Source organism: Butyrivibrio sp. WCE2006 (assembly GCF_000701985.1).
GTDB lineage: Bacteria > Bacillota > Clostridia > Lachnospirales > Lachnospiraceae > Butyrivibrio.
In genome coordinates, this window is sequence record NZ_JNKH01000001.1 from 112,931 (window position 1) to 131,539 (window position 18,609).

15 protein-coding genes are annotated in these 18,609 nt (G+C 39.2%); 14 read left to right on the top strand and 1 reads right to left on the bottom strand.

Going from position 1 to position 18,609, the window contains the following annotated elements; genetic code table 11:
• Positions 1–122 precede the first annotated feature (122 nt).
• The 8 genes from T501_RS00540 (at position 123) to T501_RS00575 (ending at position 7,834) form a co-directional block, all read left to right on the top strand.
• The gene (locus T501_RS00540; RefSeq protein WP_044912643.1) at positions 123–965 is read left to right on the top strand and encodes an adaptor protein MecA; all 843 of its coding nucleotides are present in this window, start codon (positions 123–125) and stop codon (positions 963–965) included.
• 191 nt (positions 966–1,156) lie between these two features.
• The gene (locus T501_RS00545) at positions 1,157–1,891 is read left to right on the top strand and encodes a pseudouridine synthase (RefSeq protein ID WP_442856330.1); all 735 of its coding nucleotides are present in this window, start codon (positions 1,157–1,159) and stop codon (positions 1,889–1,891) included.
• Complete coding sequence (ligA, locus tag T501_RS00550; RefSeq protein ID WP_044912646.1) at positions 1,891–3,915, top strand: NAD-dependent DNA ligase LigA; 2,025 nt, start codon at positions 1,891–1,893, stop codon at positions 3,913–3,915. The genes T501_RS00545 and ligA overlap by 1 nt, the downstream gene beginning before the upstream one ends.
• A gap of 66 nt (positions 3,916–3,981) precedes the next feature.
• On the top strand, positions 3,982–4,953 hold the full coding sequence (gene metA / locus T501_RS00555; protein ID WP_026509445.1) for a homoserine O-acetyltransferase MetA: 972 nt from the start codon (positions 3,982–3,984) through the stop codon (positions 4,951–4,953).
• A 141-nt stretch (positions 4,954–5,094) separates the two neighbouring features.
• Positions 5,095–5,571 carry a hypothetical protein gene (locus T501_RS00560; protein WP_026509444.1) on the top strand — a complete coding sequence of 159 codons (477 nt, stop codon included), beginning with the start codon at positions 5,095–5,097 and terminating at the stop codon, positions 5,569–5,571.
• Between the two features lie 79 nt (positions 5,572–5,650).
• Positions 5,651–6,148 (top strand): hypothetical protein, encoded by a 498-nt coding sequence (locus T501_RS00565; protein ID WP_044912649.1) that lies wholly within the window; start codon positions 5,651–5,653, stop codon positions 6,146–6,148.
• Positions 6,149–6,150: 2 nt separating this feature from the next.
• Positions 6,151–7,275, top strand: coding sequence for a DUF6765 family protein (locus T501_RS00570; RefSeq protein WP_026509442.1), 1,125 nt, complete (start codon positions 6,151–6,153; stop codon positions 7,273–7,275).
• Between the two features lie 25 nt (positions 7,276–7,300).
• Entirely contained in the window at positions 7,301–7,834 is a 534-nt protein-coding gene (locus tag T501_RS00575; RefSeq protein ID WP_026509441.1) for a DUF308 domain-containing protein, read from the top strand.
• Between the two features lie 166 nt (positions 7,835–8,000).
• Here T501_RS00575 and T501_RS00580 read toward each other — a convergent pair whose 3' ends face one another.
• Positions 8,001–12,272, bottom strand: a complete 4,272-nt coding sequence (locus T501_RS00580) for a 2-hydroxyacyl-CoA dehydratase (RefSeq protein WP_044912650.1) — start codon at positions 12,270–12,272, stop codon at positions 8,001–8,003.
• Between the two features lie 236 nt (positions 12,273–12,508).
• On the opposite strand from T501_RS00580, the gene T501_RS00585 reads away from it, so the two are divergent.
• The 6 genes from T501_RS00585 (at position 12,509) to rny (ending at position 18,296) form a co-directional block, all read left to right on the top strand.
• Positions 12,509–13,384 (top strand): YhgE/Pip domain-containing protein, encoded by an 876-nt coding sequence (locus T501_RS00585; protein ID WP_026509439.1) that lies wholly within the window; start codon positions 12,509–12,511, stop codon positions 13,382–13,384.
• Positions 13,385–13,457: 73 nt separating this feature from the next.
• On the top strand, positions 13,458–14,216 hold the full coding sequence (locus tag T501_RS00590) for a sigma-70 domain-containing protein (RefSeq protein WP_026509438.1): 759 nt from the start codon (positions 13,458–13,460) through the stop codon (positions 14,214–14,216).
• A gap of 68 nt (positions 14,217–14,284) precedes the next feature.
• Positions 14,285–14,695 (top strand): hypothetical protein, encoded by a 411-nt coding sequence (locus T501_RS00595; protein WP_044912652.1) that lies wholly within the window; start codon positions 14,285–14,287, stop codon positions 14,693–14,695.
• A gap of 246 nt (positions 14,696–14,941) precedes the next feature.
• The gene (gene recA / locus T501_RS00600) at positions 14,942–16,012 is read left to right on the top strand and encodes a recombinase RecA (protein ID WP_026509436.1); all 1,071 of its coding nucleotides are present in this window, start codon (positions 14,942–14,944) and stop codon (positions 16,010–16,012) included.
• Positions 16,013–16,017: 5 nt separating this feature from the next.
• On the top strand, positions 16,018–16,641 hold the full coding sequence (locus T501_RS00605; protein ID WP_026509435.1) for a regulatory protein RecX: 624 nt from the start codon (positions 16,018–16,020) through the stop codon (positions 16,639–16,641).
• 101 nt (positions 16,642–16,742) lie between these two features.
• Positions 16,743–18,296 (top strand): ribonuclease Y, encoded by a 1,554-nt coding sequence (gene rny / locus T501_RS00610; protein ID WP_044912653.1) that lies wholly within the window; start codon positions 16,743–16,745, stop codon positions 18,294–18,296.
• Positions 18,297–18,609: the final 313 nt, after the last annotated feature.

The following is an 18,609-nucleotide window of genomic DNA, read 5'->3' on the forward strand; positions in this document are numbered from 1 at the left end:
ATATAATGCACTATATGTTGTAGTTAGGGATAACAGACTTCTTGTACTAGTCAGACCAAACATTTTACCTTGTGATATTCGAGAAGTCATTACATGGTTATACGTAATGTGGAGTTGTATTTATGAAATTTACAAGAGTTAATAAGGATACCGTTAATTGCATAATCACTGAAGACGACATGGATGAGCAGGGATTAAAGCTAGAGGATCTTTTTGATAAAAGTAAGGAAGCAATGGATTTTCTTCATGATATAATGGAGAAAGCGGCTACAGAAGTGGATTACAAGCCGCAGGGGGCTTTCACTCCAATGCAGATCACTGTATTGCCGGATCATTCAATATCTCTTACACTCTCTGAGAACACAGAGGGAGCTTTTGCAGATATGCTTAAGAATCTTACGGAGAAGGCGGGACTTCGTTTCCCTAAAAACTTCTTAGAAGAGCTTGGTGATACACCTGAGGAGGACAGAATCCCAAGACTTAGTGAGTATCTTCAGAGCCTTAAAGATTTTACCAATTCTGTTAAGGATATGGTTGAGAAGACCAGAACCGAAGCTGAGAAGATAGATAAAGATGCCATTCCTGTTAAGAAGAAGGAAAGTGGCAGAAAAACTAAAATCGTTCCGGACGAGCAGAAGGACAATGGAAAAAATGAGCTCGACAGACTTGGATTTTCAACTTTTGTTTTTGAGCTCAAAAACTTAAGGACTGCTATTGCACTTAGTAAGCAGATTTCGGGTACGATTTCCATGGAGAGTACTCTTTACAGAAGCAACTCTGCCAATGCTTATTATATGGTATTTGACAGAAGGGATGAGAATGCTAAGACATTTGCTGCTGTATTTTCAATCTGTTATGAGTTTGGTAAATTTGTAACTACTAAAGATAATATTATTTGTCATATGGATGAGAGTTTCGACACAGTTCTTAAGAAGAACGCTATTGAGACACTCCGTAGCTTATAAATACTGTTAGAGAAGTGCGACTGCATTTTATCAGGTTTTCAAACGGGACGACTTCATAATGAAGGACGTTCCGTTTTAGTATAGATTCCTAAATTTCTTCAGAAATTTAGGAATCGTACAGGTCTTGTGGGCTATTTCCACTTTTGCCCACAAGAAGTCAATGAAGCAATGTAATAGAGGAAATGCTATTGATAAACGAAGATAGTAAAGCAATAAGATTAAATAAATATATCGCCATGTGTGGCATTTGTTCCAGAAGAGATGCTGACAAGCTTATCCAGGATAACAGAGTAACAATTAATGGTAAAATTGCCGAAAACGGTGCAAAGGTCACAGACAAAGACGAAGTATGTCTCGATGGGAAAGTCATCAGAATGAATGATGAGAAGGTTGTCCTGGCATACAATAAGCCTGTTGGAGTTGTCTGCACCGAGAAGGATGAGCATGCTGAGAAAACAATAATTGATGATATAAAGTATGAAAAACGTGTAACCTATGCCGGACGTCTCGATAAAGATTCAGAGGGACTGATGATCCTTACAAATGATGGGGATCTTATACAGGCAATGATGAAGTCTGCCAATGGCCATGAAAAGGAATATGTGGTTGAGGTGGATAAAGAGATTTCTGATGCTTTTGTAAAAGATATGGCAAAGGGAGTTTATCTTAAGGATCTTGATCAGACGACAAAAACATGTGTGGTCAGAAAAAACGGTAAAAAGAGTTTTAATATAATACTTTCGCAGGGCCTTAACAGACAGATAAGACGAATGTGCGAGGCTTTTGGCTACAAGGTTACAAAACTAAAGCGAATCAGAATTTTAAATATTGAACTTGGTAATCTTGATTATTCTGAATATAGGATTATCCGGGGGCAGGAATTAAAAGAATTATATAAAGTATTAGATAACAGGGGAATTAGTTAATGGTAATAACTGAGATTAAATCAAAATACACGGAACTTTCTGAGAAAATCCGTTATCATATGGATCGATATTATAATCAGGATTCACCGGAGATATCTGATTATGAATATGATCAGCTTATGCAGGAATTGAAAAAGCTTGAGAGTGAGTATCCCGAGCTGATTACAAAGGACTCACCTTCACAGATAATCGGAGGTACGACAAAGCGCGAGGCTGGAGTTAAGGTTACTCACAATGTACCAATGCTTTCAATAGAGGATGTTTTTGACAGGGAATCAGTTATTGCCTGGGTGAACAAAGTTCATGAAAAACACCCTGATGCGCTTTTTTCAGTTGAGCAGAAAATTGATGGCCTTAGCATGACATTAAGATATGAGAGCATGACCGAGAAGCCGGGATTTATGCATCTGACTCTTGCAGAGACAAGAGGTGATGGCAGAATCGGAGAGGACGTAACCATAAATGCTCTTGTTATTCCCGATGTAAAAAAGGAAATTCAATATGATGCGACTTATCTGGAACTTCGCGGTGAAGTTTATATGTCTCATGAAGACTTTGACAGATTCAATGAACAGCAGGAAAAGCTTGGTAAAAAGGTTGCAGCTAATCCCAGAAATCTTGCTGCGGGTACACTAAGACAGCTCGACAGTAATATCACTAAAGAGCGCGGACTTAGAATGTTTGTCTTCAATGTTCAGGATGGTCCGGAGGAACTTATGCAGAGCCACTGCAAAGCCCTGGATGAGCTTCAGAAAATCGGAATACCTGTAGTGGAGCACAGACAGTGCAAAACTGCTGAAGAGATCCTTGAAGCAATAGATGCCATAGGCGATGAAAGATTTGATCTTGAGTTTGATCTTGACGGTGCTGTAATAAAGGTAGACAGGACCGGATGGAGAGATGATTTCCCTGCAGGAAGTAAGTACTCAAGCGGCCATATAGCCTACAAGTATCCACCGGAAGAAAGAGTTGTGGTTATGGATGAAATTCTTGTAGATGTGGGTAGAACCGGCAAACTAACTTTTACAGGAAGCTTTCATGATAAAGAGACAGGTAAACCCGCAAGACTGTGTGGTACTTCTGTTTCAAGGGCGACACTTCATAACCAGGATTATATTCGCGAGATGAAGATTGGTGTCGGCGGAGCTTACAAGTTGTTCAAGTCAGGAGAAATCATACCTAAACTGAACGGTTGCGTTGAGGAGCCGGAATCAGTATATGAGGCACCGCAGGTTTGTCCTGTATGTGGACACAAGCTTGTAAGAGAGGAAGACACAGCTGATATCAGATGTGTTAATCCTACATGTCCTGCCCAGGTTACAAGGACAATTGCATATTTTACTTCCAGAGATGCTATGAATATCATGGGACTTGGCGATACCCTCATAGAAGCTCTTACCAAAGACGGATATTTAAAGAGCTATGCCGATATATATGAGCTTAGAAATTATCGTGATGAGATGGTTCAGAAGGGAATTATCGGTAAAGAAAAGAACACTGATAAGCTTCTTGGCGAAATAGAAAAATCCAAAGAAAATGATCCTGTAATGCTTCTTACGGGACTTGCCATCCGAAATGTCGGAAAAGCCACAGCAAGAGAAATAATGAAGCACGTCTCTGACATAACTGAATTGTTTAATGTCACGGTTGACGGATTTTTATCAATGCCTGATATTGGTGAGACTACAGCGAATGACCTGTATGAGTTTTTCCATAGTGAAGAGAACAGACAGCTGATTCTCAGAATGAAGCAGGAAGGGGTAAATACAGCAGTTATCCCGGAGGAGGATGCTTCTGATAAACTTGCGGGAATGACAATAGTTGTTACCGGAACACTGCCTACGCTTGGAAGAAAAGAAGCAGAAGGTCTTATTGTTAAAAACGGTGGCAAAGCGTCAGGAAGTGTATCAAAGAAAACTTCTATGGTTCTTGCCGGTGAAGCAGCAGGAAGTAAGCTTACAAAAGCTCAGGACCTTGGAATCAAAATTATAGATGAAGCTGAGTTCCTGAAAATGCTTGAATAAAATATTATTATACGAGACTAAAAATTAAGGATAAAACTCTTGATATAATTGGGAGGAGAAAAAATCATGCCTATAAAAATTATGAATGATCTCCCGGTGCGGGAAATACTTGAAAAAGAAAACATCTTTGTAGTTGACGAAAATCGCGCCATGCACCAGGATATTCGATCTTTGAATATTTGTATTTTAAACCTGATGCCATTAAAGGAAGATACGGAGTTGCAGCTTCTCAGGTCACTTTCAAATACACCACTGCAGATCGATGTATCATTCATGCGTGTCAGCAGCCACAAATCGCTCAACACGTCGCCTAACCATTTGAACAGATTCTATCATACGTTTGAAGAGCTAAGAGATAATACCTACGACGGCCTTATTATCACAGGTGCACCTGTGGAGCAGATGGAATTTGAAGAGGTTGATTACTGGAAAGAATTATGTGAGATTTTTGAGTGGTCAAAAACAAATGTAACATCAACCTTCCACATATGTTGGGGAGCTCAGGCAGGATTATATTATCATTACGGAATACAAAAGAGAAAGCTTCCGGAAAAGCTCTTTGGTCTGTTCGAACACAGAGTTGAAAATAGAAAGGTTCCTTTGGTAAGAGGCTTTGATGATGTATTTTTGATGCCTCATTCAAGGCATACAGAATCTCCTTCCAATGAGATCCATGCATGTAAAGAACTGGTGGTTCTCGCAGAATCTACAGTGGCAGGTGTATTTTTGTGTATGTCCAGAGACGGAAAAAATATATTTGTTATGGGACATGCAGAGTATGACAGATTAACACTTCATAACGAGTATATCAGGGATCTTAGTAAGGATTTGCCGATACATGTTCCTGAAAACTATTATCCTGATGATGATCCTGATAATACCCCTAAGCTCACCTGGAGATCCCACTGTAATAACCTGTATTCTAATTGGCTTGATTACTATGTATATCAGGCGACACCTTATAAATGGGGCCAGATCCTCGATGATGACAGGAAACAGAAAGCAAGAAGTGAACTGACAAAAGAGGACACAGAATAATTTACAAATAATCCATAAAAACATAAAAGTTTTATGAAAAAAAAGTAACATCTGCCGCAAACGATAAGAAATACGATAAAATGTATTATATCGATTACAGTAGGAAAGCGGGTGCCATTATCCGCGGAAAAGGGGTATACAATGGGTTTAGATCTTGAAGAGGAAGAGAAAGAAGTAAAGACTACTCCAAAGGCAAGAACTAAGAGAACAAAAGAGCTTCTTGAAGAGCATGCAAGGCGTATGGATGAGCTTAAGAACGAGCACTCTAGCCTTGAAAAGGAAATAGAGGAATTGGATTCTGAAGCAATGGCTCTTGGCAATAAGGATGCTATCAATTTAAAGATCACTCATGAAAAATTTGGTGAAGGTACTATAAAAAAGCAGGAAGGCAAGTATATTGAAGTTGAGTTTTCCGATGTAGTGAAGAAATTCGTACTACCCGGTGCTATTGCTGATGGCTATTTGAAAATAGATGATGAAAATCTTCTTGATTATTTCAAGAAGAGAAATGATGTTCACAATCGTTCTCTGAAAGCGCATCTTGCTCTCAGGTCTAATGAATTTGCAATGGAACGGTTACAGGACGATATTGATAAAATTATTGAAAAATCTAAATAGTATTATTTTATAGTGATATTGAGGGTTGTCGCAAATGTGCGGCAGCCCCTTTAAATTGTGAATATACGGAGTGTACTAAATGTCTGAGGAGACTTTGGCACTGATAAGAAAATATAATAACAATATTGAAATGAGCGGCTTGGGTGTCATTGCATTCGGCATTTGGGAAGTTCTGAAGTTTTTTATTAAAATTGTTGCCGGGACAGATGATATCAATGGTTACTATATGCTGGTAGATGACGTACCTACACCTGTCGTAAAAGTTCTGGTAGTTATTTTTCTGATGTGCTTTTATGGTGGCATATTATTTTTACATGTTTATATAGGCTTTTCGGCTATAAGATTTGCCAGGGCAAGAAGTAATAAGAAAACATTTCTGATATGGCTTTGTTTGCTTGCAATATACAGTATATGGAGTCTGGCGGCATACATTGGGACAGGAAATATCAGAGAATGGGATGACGGTGATGTAATTACTATTTTTGTAGAGTTATCATTTATGTCTATTATCTTTGACATTATATATTCATTCTACAGAATTAAGAAAATACAAAAAAAAGAGGGGCTGGATAGTTAGATATGCAAGAGGATTTTCATTATTATGCTACATATTGTGCTGCATATCTTGCAGGATATACGCATGAAGAGAGCGAAGATATCTGCTATTGCGCCCAGCTTGTGGATTTATGTTCCGGCACATTTTTAACAAAATTAAATGCTCCTTTATCGGCAGCAACGACACAGCTTCAATTAGAAATGATGGATGCAAGGACAGATATTATAGGACTTCAGAATATAACAAGAATCTGGGCATCATTCCACTTTCTGCCATATGATCTGTATGCTCAAAAGCGCGGTCGCACAAGGATATATATGAATAAATACAGGCTGATCTGTATGCCTAACAGCGACCTTATGGTTAAGACCGTTGAGCTTGCCAAGGGTAAGCCTATACAGGCAGTCGGGGTTGCCATGCATGTGCTGGCTGATACATGGGCTCACAGCTATTTTGCAGGAACACCTTCACTTGCCATAAATAATACGAACTGGAATTTCAGGGAAGTCATCACTATAGAAGGTGAGGAGAGAGAGGTTCCAATAAAATTCAGGCATAACCCTTCAGCTAAAGATGATGTGGCTAATAATCTTTACACAAGTAGTATCTTCCAGAATAATGAAAATTCCGTAATGAACCTTGGACATGGAAGAGCAGGACATCTACCGGATTATTCTTTTATGAAATACAGATATATTCCCGCCTGGGATGACTATAAGGAGATAACTAAGGATAATCCATCTGATTATCTAAAAGCTTTTGCACAGATGATATACGCCATGAAATATATTAGGGGCGATATCAGCACATTTGGAAAAGATAAGTACGACACCGAAGCGATAGAACCATATAAGGATAGAATTAATGCGATTATAAGAAAGAGGCAGCTCATAGCTTCCGAAGACTGGAAGAGCTTTGGTGAAGATCTTTCCGGAAAAAAGATAAGGGATTTTGATCTGGAGATTTATCAGAAGGAGTATATTACAAATTATAAAAAAGAGGATACCTTTTTAGGAAAGTTTATTGAAGCCGCTCTTGCACAAAAGGGAATGGTGACTTATGAAATATATACTTCTAAAAATTATTTGGCGGGATTTTCCAAGACCATATCTAACGGAAACAGTTTATTAAAAACAATCTTTGGGTAATGAATTATAAATCAGGGTAATATTTATGTCTAGAATACATAGAATAAATAACATCATATTTGGCATAGTAATGCTTATTTATGCTTATTTAATGATACAGACACCTGATGAAGCATATCCTGTTATTCTTGCGATTATTGCACTTGGTCTTATGCTTTCTGGATTAAAAGAGCTTTTTTACTTTCTTACAATGGCAAGATTTATGGTCGGAGGGAAACTCAGTCTGTACAAAGGAATAATAACTTTGGATTTTGGTCTGTTAACAGCTACTCTTACAGATATACCATCATTTTATATTTTGATGTATCTTGCCGGAATCCATGCTTTTGCAGGACTCGTGGAGTTCCTGAGAGCCAATGAAGCCAGAATCAATGGCGCCAGATCATGGAAAACTAAATCATTGCATGGTCTTGTGGACATAGGTATTGCGGTTCTGTGCTTTATAAATTATAAAAATCAGGAGACAGCTGTTGTCATCTATAGTCTGGGACTGATTTATTCAGGAGTATTAAGAATCATTTCAGCGCTAAGGAAAACAACGATTATATACATTCCGTAAATGCAAATCGAAGAGATCCTATTAAGCTCGTGAAAAATGATAGGTATAAACAAAATATAAAAAGTGGCGTATCGACCTGACTAATAAAAGTCAGGAAGATACGCCACTTTTTATATGAAAATGTGTTAGCTTTTTATGAATATGGATTCAATCAATATGCCAAGGATTATGAAATGGCTTTCTTTTCTGAAGCATATTCTTCTTCATGTGCTTTTTTATGAGCAGTAGAAAGCATTAGCTTGATTCTGTTAAGCTGGTTAACTTCACTTGCGCCGGGATCATAATCAATTGCGACTATATTACATCCGGGATAGAGCTTTCTCATCTGTTTGATTACACCCTTACCAACTACATGATTGGGAAGGCATCCAAAAGGCTGGGTACATACAATGTTTGAAGCACCTTCCTTTATGAGTTCTACCATCTCACCTGTAAGGAACCAACCCTCACCGGTCTGGTTACCAATGGAAACGATAGGCTTTGCATATTCTACAAGCTTATAAATGCTTGTAGGAGCATCGAAATGTACACTATTTTCAAAAGCTTTGGAAGCGCCGCCGCGGAGCTTCTCAAGAGCCCAGATTCCTGCCTTACAGAAAGCCTTTGTCTTCTTACTTGTACCAAGCTGATCTGCTTTATATACCTGATTGTAGAAGCAGTAGAGCATGAAGTCCAGAAGATCCGGTACAACAGCCTCAGCTCCTTCTGATTCAAGCAGTTCGACAAGATGATTATTGGCTGCAGGAGCGAACTTAACAAGAATCTCACCAACAACACCAACTCTTGGTTTAACTTCATCTGTTATCTCAATCTGATCGAAATCTTCTACAATTTCTTTACACAGATGCTGGAATTTGGTAAAGCTCAGATGTTTCGCTGAAACAAACTCAATACACTTTTTCTTCCACTTTTCATGAACTGCATTAACAGAACCCTTCACTTTTTCATAAGGGCGCATGCGGTAAACACATCTCATGAAGATGTCACCGAATACTGCTGCATAGGCAGCTCTCTCAAGCATCTCAAAATTGATATGGAAGCCGGGATTGTGCTCAAGCTTACTTAAATTAACTGATACAACAGGTACTTGTTCCATACCGGCTTTTCTAAGAGCTCTTCTTATAAATCCTACATAATTGGTAGCACGGCATCCACCACCTGTCTGGCTCATCAAAACTGCAGTTTTGTCCAAATCATATTTACCTGAATGAAGCTCATCCATTATCTGTCCAACGACCCAGAGAGAGGGATAACATGCATCGTTATTAACATATTTAAGGCCCATATCAATGGCATGTTTATTGTCATTCTGCATGACTACAATATTGTAACCACATGCAGAGAGGGCAGGCTCCAATATATCAAAGTGGATAGGAGACATCTGAGGAACAAGAATTGTATAATTCTTTCTCATTTCCTCTGTAAACAGGCGTCTCTTTATAGCTGTTGAACCAATAGTGCGTTCCTTGTTTTCTTTAAGCTTACGTACACGTATTGCAGCAAGCAGGGAACGGACACGGATTCTGGCACTGCCTAAGTTGTTTACTTCATCAATCTTAAGGCAGGTATAAATCTTATCTGAACCTGCAAGAATATCATTAACCTGGTCTGTTGTTACTGCATCAAGACCACATCCGAATGAATTGAGCTGTATGAGATCAAGGTCATCTCTAGTGCGTACAAAGCTTGCTGCAGCATAGAGACGGGAGTGATACATCCACTGATCTGATACAATGAGTGGTCTCTCAGGAGTTCCAAGATGTGAGATGGAATCCTCTGTGAGGACAGCAACACCGTAAGAACAGATCATATCAGGAATTCCGTGATTAATCTCAGGATCCACATGATAAGGACGACCTGCCACAACGATACCGTGCTTGTTATTGTCCTTCATCCACTTAAGAGTCTCTTCACCCTTCTTGCGGATATCATCTCTTGCCTTCGCCATCTCATCCCAGCCGTTTTTTGCTGCAAGAATAATTTCTTTGGCGGGTATTTCTTTAAATTCTTTAACAAGTGCATCTGTAACTGTCTTTAAACTTGTAAAGGACATGAAAGGATTTCTGAACTTAACCTTTCCATCTGTGATCTCTTCTACGTTATTCTTTATGTTCTCAGAATATGAGGTAACAATAGGGCAGTTATAATGGTTGGTTGCACCTTCAACCTCATCTCTTTCGTAGAAAAGTCCGGGATAGAAGATGAAATCAACATTATTCTTTATAAGCCATTCTACATGTCCATGTGACAGCTTTGCAGGATAGCACTCGGATTCACTGGGGATTGATTCAATTCCCAGTTCATAAATCTGATGTGTGGACCTTGGTGATAATACTACGCGATAACCAAGGTTTGTAAAAAATGTGAACCAGAATGGATAATTTTCATAGAAATTAAGTACTCTGGGGATACCTACAGTACCTCTTTTTGCATCCACTTCAGTCAGAGGCTCATAACTAAAAATTCTCTTGTATTTATAATCAAACAGGTTAGGTATTCCTGCTGCATTTTTTACTTTACCGATACCACGCTCACAGCGATTGCCGGATATATGCTGACGACCACCCGTGAATTTATTAATGGTAAGACGGCAATGATTGGTGCAGCCCTGGCAGGTTGTCATGCTGGTTGTGTATTCAAGCTTGTTGATCTGGTCAATGGTGAGCATGGTTGTCTTAGAGCTGTTCTTTTCATGAAATCTGTTTCTGGCTATAAGAGCAGCACCAAAAGCACCCATAATTCCGGCAATATCAGGTCTTGTTACCTGAGCGCCTGATATTTTCTCAAAGGCTTTAAGAACTGCATCATTATAAAAAGTACCTCCCTGAACAACGATGTGTTCACCGAGCTCCTTGGCATCTGATACTTTAATAACCTTAAAGAGAGCATTTTTTATAACTGAGTAAGCAAGACCTGCTGAAATATCAGCTACTGAAGCGCCTTCCTTCTGAGCCTGCTTAACTCTTGAATTCATGAAAACAGTGCAACGTGTACCAAGATCAATCGGCGCCTCGGCAAAAAGTGCGATTTTGGCAAAATCCTGAACGCTGTAATTCAGGGACTTTGCGAAGGTCTCTATAAAGCTTCCACAGCCTGAAGAGCAAGCTTCATTAAGTTGAACACTGTCTACAGTATCATTCTTAATATGTATGCATTTCATATCCTGGCCGCCAATATCCAAAATACAGTCAACCTTGGGATCAAAGAATGCTGCTGCGTTATAGTGGGCGATTGTTTCAACCTCGCCATCATCAAGCATAAGTGCGGACTTTAAAAGTGCCTCTCCGTATCCTGTTGAGCAGGAGCGGGCGATTGTAACACCTTCCGGCATAAGCTTGTATATTTCCTGAATAGAACTGATTGCAGTCTTAAGAGGACTTCCGTTGTTACTTGAATAGAAGGAATAGAGGAGATCTCCATCCTCTGAAACAAGAGCACATTTTGTTGTTGTTGAGCCGGCATCAATTCCAAGGAATGCATTACCCTTATAATCATCAAGCTTAGCTGTCTTAACTCTGTAATTATTCTGACGATCAAGAAATTCCTGATATTCACTTTCAGAATCAAAGAGAGGATCAAGTCTTGAAACCTCAGCAGCCATTGTAATCTTATGAGAAAGCTTGCCAATCATCTCAACCATTGAATAATGACAATTCTCATCTGCATTCATTGCAGATCCCATAGCAGCAAAGAGGTGTGAATTATCAGCGTCAATGATGTGCTCGTCATCAAGCTTAAGAGTGCGGATAAAAGCTTCCTTAAGCTCTGAGAGGAAGTGAAGAGGGCCTCCCAGAAATGCAATGTGTCCACGGATAGGCTTGCCACAAGCAAGACCACTGATAGTCTGATTTACAACAGCCTGAAAAATAGAAGCGGCAAGATCCTCCTTGGTAGCGCCTTCATTTATAAGAGGCTGAATGTCAGATTTGGCAAATACTCCGCATCTTGCAGCTATAGTATATAAAGACTGGTAATTTTTAGCGTATTCATTGAGTCCTGATGCATCAGTCTGAAGAAGAGATGCCATCTGGTCAATAAAGGAACCTGTTCCACCGGCACAGATACCATTCATACGCTGCTCAACATTACCACCCTCAAAATATATGATCTTGGCATCTTCACCACCAAGCTCTATGGCAACATCTGTCTTGGGTGCAAGAGCTTTGAGGGCTGTTGAAACAGCAATAACCTCCTGTACAAAAGGAACCTCAAGGTGACCTGCAAGTGTAAGACCGCCGGAGCCTGTAATTACGGGATGAAGTGTAACATTTCCACTTATTTTGGCAGCATCCTGAAGGAGAGAAAGAAGTGTCTCCTGAATGTTGGCAAAATGCCTCCTGTAATCTGAAAATATAATGTTCCTACCGGCATCCATAAGAGCTATCTTAACGGTAGTAGATCCTATATCAATGCCTAATGTGTAGTCCTTAGAAATCATAAAATCAAACCCCTGAAAATTATAAAACTGATTTGTTATTACTTATTATATATGCGAAATAAATGCGCATTACGCTACATTATAATCTAAGGCGAATCAAAAATCAATTGTGCAAATTACGATGCAAAAGCCCATGAAATGTGATAAACTCATTAAGAATGTGAACAAATTCAATAAATTTTTGCTTGAAAAAGAAAACGGAAAAGATTCATCCGGTTTCTTGAAATAGGAGAAGTATGAGTAATTTTGAAAAGAAATTTGGAAAGTATGCAATTAAAAATTTAACAATTGTATTGATTATCTGCTATATAATCGGATACATTTTCAGATTTGCGCCTGTGGGATCTGGTATTCTTAATTATCTGACACTGAATCCATATGCGATTCTTCACGGACAGGTATGGCGACTTATAACATGGATACTTATTCCGCCAACAGAAAGTAATTTGTTTTTTGTACTGATCATGCTTTATTTTTATTATTCCATTGGAACGACAATGGAGAGAGTATGGGGCGAATACAGATATAACCTCTATATTTTTACAGGTCTTATCTTAATGATAGTAGCTTCGTTCTTATCATATGGCTATGTTATGTTCAAATATGGTCAGGTTTTCGGAAGTGCTGAGATTTCAATGCTTATGCAGACCGTGTCATATGTGTTCAGCACATATTATATTAATATGTCTATTCTTCTGGCATTTGCAGCAACATTTCCGGATAATGTTGTTCTGTTTATGTTCATTATTCCGCTTAAAATGAAGTGGCTTGGAATTGTTTACGGCGTATGGCTGGCATTTGAGGCTATATCAGCTGCAATTAGCGGCAACATATACCTCTTCTTTGCAATAACGGCTTCACTTCTTACATTTGCATTATTCTGGGTTTCAAACGGAAGACTTATGCATCTTCGTCCAAAGGAAGTTAAGAGAAGAAATGAATTCAAGCGTTCCGTAAAGATAACACCACCCGGGATTACCAGACATAAATGTGCGGTTTGCGGAAGATCAGAGATTGATGATCCTACCCTTGAATTCCGTTTTTGCTCAAAATGTAACGGTAATTATGAGTATTGTCAGGAACACTTATTTACCCATACTCATGTAAAATGATGAAGTATTGAACGCAAAGCTGAATATGTGTTCATGAATCTATATTTTAAATTTTTAATTTCGGAGATGTAATATGTCTAATCTTGATAATAAAGAACAGGAATTTGCCAAAAGACTCGGTGACCTTACTAAATACGCCAGAAGACAGGGCGGTACTGTCAGTGAGGATGAAATAAGAGATGCTTTTGATGAACTTGAATTAAGTGATGCACAATATGAGCTTATCTATGAATATTTAAAAAAGCATAATATTGGTATCGGGGAGGCAATAGATGCTTCTGAATATCTGACAAAAGAGGAAGTCAGCTACCTTGATAATTATCTTGAAGAGCTGCAGCTACTTGAAAAGCTCTCAGACGGGGAAAAGGAAGCTCTGATCATCTCTGCAATGGCAGGGGAGAGTGATGCTCAGAAGAAACTTGTGGAGCAGAGCTTGTTAATGGTGACCGATGTTGCAAAGCTTTATGCTGAACAGGGAGTGCTTATAGAGGACCTTGTTGGAGAGGGTAATATCGCTCTTATGAAAGCAGTTACAGAGCTTTCAACTCTTGAAAGCCATAAGGAATGTGATGCTTATCTTGCCCAGAGAGTAATGGATGCCATGGAGAGCCTTATAGAGGACGATGCAGCTGAAACAGCGAGAGCACAGAAGGCTGTGGTTCTTGTACAGGAAGTGGCTGATAAAGCTAAAGAACTGGCTGATGAGCTAAGGAGAAGCTGCACTGTAGAAGAGCTTGCAGAGGAGACGGGAATGGAGGTCTCCAGGATTCTGGAAGCTATTAAGGCCTGTGGTAATCAGATCGAAGATATAGATTATAAACCTGAAAAATAATGAGGGTAAGTTATAGTACACTAAATCTGATATGATATTATCAGAGCGAAACATTAGGGGACGGACGCTTGTATAACATAATTAATGAAGATGATTTTAAATACACAATGCAGGATGTTTCAAGATATTATCTTGGAGCCAGACTCAGCTACAGGGAGATTATGGCAGATGAGATGGCCCCCTTTAAGTTTAAGACGATTGTAGAGCGTTATATTGCAAAGGATATAGACGCGGATACAACTCTTGAAAGTCATCTGTATCATCTGACTGATCAGGACTTTGAATGGCGTGTTTTTAAACAGCTTAGGGCAAAGGTAAGAGTCAGTCAGTTGAAGAAGGGCTCTACAGATCATTATCAGGAAAAAGTTTATACTATGGATCAGCTTGCTGCAATATCTCCTGATAGCAAGGAGAGTGCCGGCATGATAGTCAGGGAGCTGATCATTTCCAAGCTGGCATTACTTGCTTTTTCATTATGATCTAACTATTTTACCTGTTGAATCTTTTTTTTGAAGATCGGATTCAATCAAAAAAACAGGTTGACTTTCGGGGATGATACGTGTAGTATACTAAAGTCTTATTTCCGGCGTTTCGCCAGATATTCCATTTTTTAATTGTCAAAGTAAATGATTTTGCAATTTTGTACTTTTTTATTGACACAAACGAACATTTGTTTTATTATCAATTCAGAACACTTGTTCTGAACAAAGAAGGAGAAGAACAGTATGGAAAGAGAAGATAAGCAGAAAGCATTAGAAGCAGCACTTGGCCAGATTGAGAAACAGTTTGGTAAGGGTGCAGTTATGAAGCTGGGTGATCCGTCAGCACAGATGAATGTAGAGACTACTCCTACCGGATCACTGAGCCTTGATATAGCACTTGGACTTGGTGGTATCCCTAAGGGACGTATAGTTGAGATTTATGGTCCTGAGTCCAGTGGTAAGACCACAGTAACACTCCATATGATAGCTGAGGTTCAGAAGAGGGGCGGTATAGCAGGATTTATAGATGCTGAGCACGCTCTTGATCCGGTTTATGCTAAAAATATAGGTGTTGATGTAGATAATCTTTATATTTCACAGCCTGATTCAGGTGAGCAGGCATTGGAGATCTGTGAGACTATGGTGCGTTCAGGTGCTATAGACATTGTCGTTGTCGACTCCGTAGCAGCTCTTGTTCCCAAGGCTGAAATTGACGGTGACATGGGTGATTCTCACGTTGGTCTGCAGGCCAGACTGATGTCACAGGCGCTTCGTAAGCTTACTGCAGTAATCAGTAAATCAAATTGTACTGTTATATTTATTAATCAGCTTCGTGAGAAGGTTGGAGTTATGTTTGGTAATCCTGAGACTACTACCGGTGGACGTGCTCTCAAATTCTACTCATCAGTACGTATGGATGTCAGAAGAATTGAGACATTAAAGCAGGGCGGAGAGTCAATTGGTAACCGTACAAGGGTTAAGATCGTTAAGAATAAGATTGCTCCTCCTTTTAAGGAAGCAGAATTTGATATTATGTATGGTAAAGGCATATCATATACAGGTGATGTGCTGGATCTGGCGGCAGCTGTTGATATAGTCAACAAGAGTGGCGCATGGTATCAGTATGGTCCTGATAAGATTGGTCAGGGACGTGAAAATGCCAAGAATTACCTCGCTGAACATCCTGATAAACTTGAGGAGATAGCAGCTAAGGTCAGAGCTCAGTATGGACTTGAATCAGATGAGACGGTGAATTCTGAGGAAGCTCCTGCAACAGGAAAAAAAGCAAAAGCTGCTAAAGGCGAAGAGGCATAAAATATATGACTGTAACGGATATAGTACCGCTCGATAATAAAAGATCAAAAGTATATGTAGACGGTGAGTTCGCTTTTATCCTATACAGAGGTGAAATTAGAAATTACAGATTAAGGACTGGCGAAGAAATATCTTCGCCAGTTTTTGATGAGATCAATAATTCACTAATCCCTAAAAGGGCCAAAAAGCGCGCTATGAACCTCCTTCAAAAAAGAGATTATACCGAGTATAAACTCAGAGAGAAATTGAAAGAGGGCTTTTATACTGACGAAATAATAGATGATACTATCGAGTATCTTAAGTCTTACAGATATCTGGATGATGAGCGATATGCAGAGGATTATATCAGATATCATATGGAGTTTAGGAGCAGAAACAGAATCCGTCAGGACCTTATGCAGAAGGGAATCAGTTCTGAGATTATAAGCAGATTACTTGAAGAAGCTTATATGGAGGAAGAGAATAATCCAGAGCTGTTATTATGTGTTAATCTTCTTCAAAAAAAACATTATGATCCTCATACGGTGACCTATGAAGAAAAGCAGAAAATGATGGCATTTTTATACCGTAAAGGCTTTAGTAATGACATCATCACAAAAGCGTTATCTCTTGACACAAGCGGCATCTGAGCGTAAACTTAATATGTTGTTATATTGTATGAATAAAGATTATTAAAATCATTTTATACAAAATATCGTACAATGAAAATTGAATAAGGAGGTGCTCCTGTATGCCTACATTTATTGTAGCAGTAGCAACTCTTGTCGTTTCAGTAGCATGTACCGCATTCATTCTGATTTCCCGTCAAAAGAAAATTGACGCTGAGAATGAGAGTAAAATCGGTAGCGCTGAAGAAAGGGCAAGAAAAATCATCGATGACGCTGTGAGGGCTGCTGATGAATCGAAGCGCGAAAAACTCCTGGAAGTTAAAGAAGAATCACTGAAGGCAAGGAATGAACTTGAAAAAGAAGTGAGGGATAGGAGAGCAGAGGTTCAACGTTCAGAAAGACGAGTTCAGCAGAAAGAAGAGAACGTCGAGAAGAGATCAGAAGCAATTGAGAAGAAAGAAGCCAGTTTAAATGCACGTGAAGATGCATTAAACAAAAAGACGCAAGAGGTTGCGAAGCTTGATGAGCAGAGAAGACAGGAACTTGAGAAAATCTCAGGCTTAACCTCCGAGCAAGCAAAAGAGTATCTTTTGAAAATTGTTGAAGATGACGTGAAGCATGAATCCGCAGTCATGATAAAGAACATGGAAGCGGAGGCAAAGGAAGAAGCAGATAAGCGTGCGAAGGAAATCGTTGTTAATGCGATTCAGAGATGTGCAGCTGATCATGTTTCAGAGACTACAATCTCAGTAGTTCAGCTTCCAAATGATGAAATGAAGGGACGTATTATCGGACGAGAGGGTAGAAATATCAGAACCCTTGAGACTATGACCGGTGTTGATCTTATAATTGATGACACTCCTGAAGCTGTTGTTATTTCAGGATTTGATCCGATCAGAAGAGAAGTTGCCCGTATTGCACTTGAGAAGCTTATTGTAGATGGACGTATCCATCCTGCAAGAATTGAAGAGATGGTTGAGAAGGCTCAAAAGGAAGTTGCTAATAAGATTAAGGAAGAAGGAGAGAACGCTGCTCTTGAAGCAGGAGTTCATGGACTTCATCCTGAGATTATTAAGTTATTGGGACGTATGAGATTCAGAACCAGTTATGGTCAGAATGCACTTAAGCATTCTATTGAAGTGTCCCAACTTTGTGGGCTTATGGCATCTGAGCTTGAGCTTGATGTCAGAATTGCTAAAAGAGCAGGTCTCTTACATGATATTGGTAAAGCAGTCGATCATGAGATGGAAGGGTCACATATCTCATTAGGTGTTGATATCTGTAAGAAGTATAAAGAATCTGCAACCGTCATCAACGCAGTTGAGGCGCATCATGGTGATGTAGAACCTCAGTCACTGATTGCTGTTATAGTTCAGGCTGCTGATACAATTTCAGCCGCAAGACCTGGCGCAAGAAGAGAAACTCTTGAAACCTATACCAGCAGACTTAAAGAGCTCGAAGAGATTACGAATAGCTTCAAGGGAGTAGATCATTCCTTTGCTATTCAGGCCGGAAGAGAAGTCAGAGTTATGGTTGTTCCTGAGCAGGTAAGCGATACCGATATGGTATTAATGGCAAGAGATATTGCTAAAAAGATTGAGAACGAGATGGAATATCCCGGACAGATCAAAGTTAATATCATTCGTGAAAGCAGAGCAACTGATTACGCAAAGTAATTTTCAACGAAAATTAAACCGATATGTACGAAAATGTACATGTCGGTTTTTTATTTATAAGAAATTCCGATGGGGTTCTTATAAATAAAAAACTCCGCGAGAATGCGCACTCGCACTAGAGGAATATGCATCTGATATGGCAGCATGCGCCGTGGTGATGTCACTGGCGAAAGCTTGATTTAATTAAACTTATTATAAGAAATTTATATAAGTTTAATTGAACTGTATATGGTTTATAGATGATAATAAAAGTGGATGTTTCTATCACAATATAGTGAACTGATTATCTCTTTATAGAGTTATCAAAAGGCAG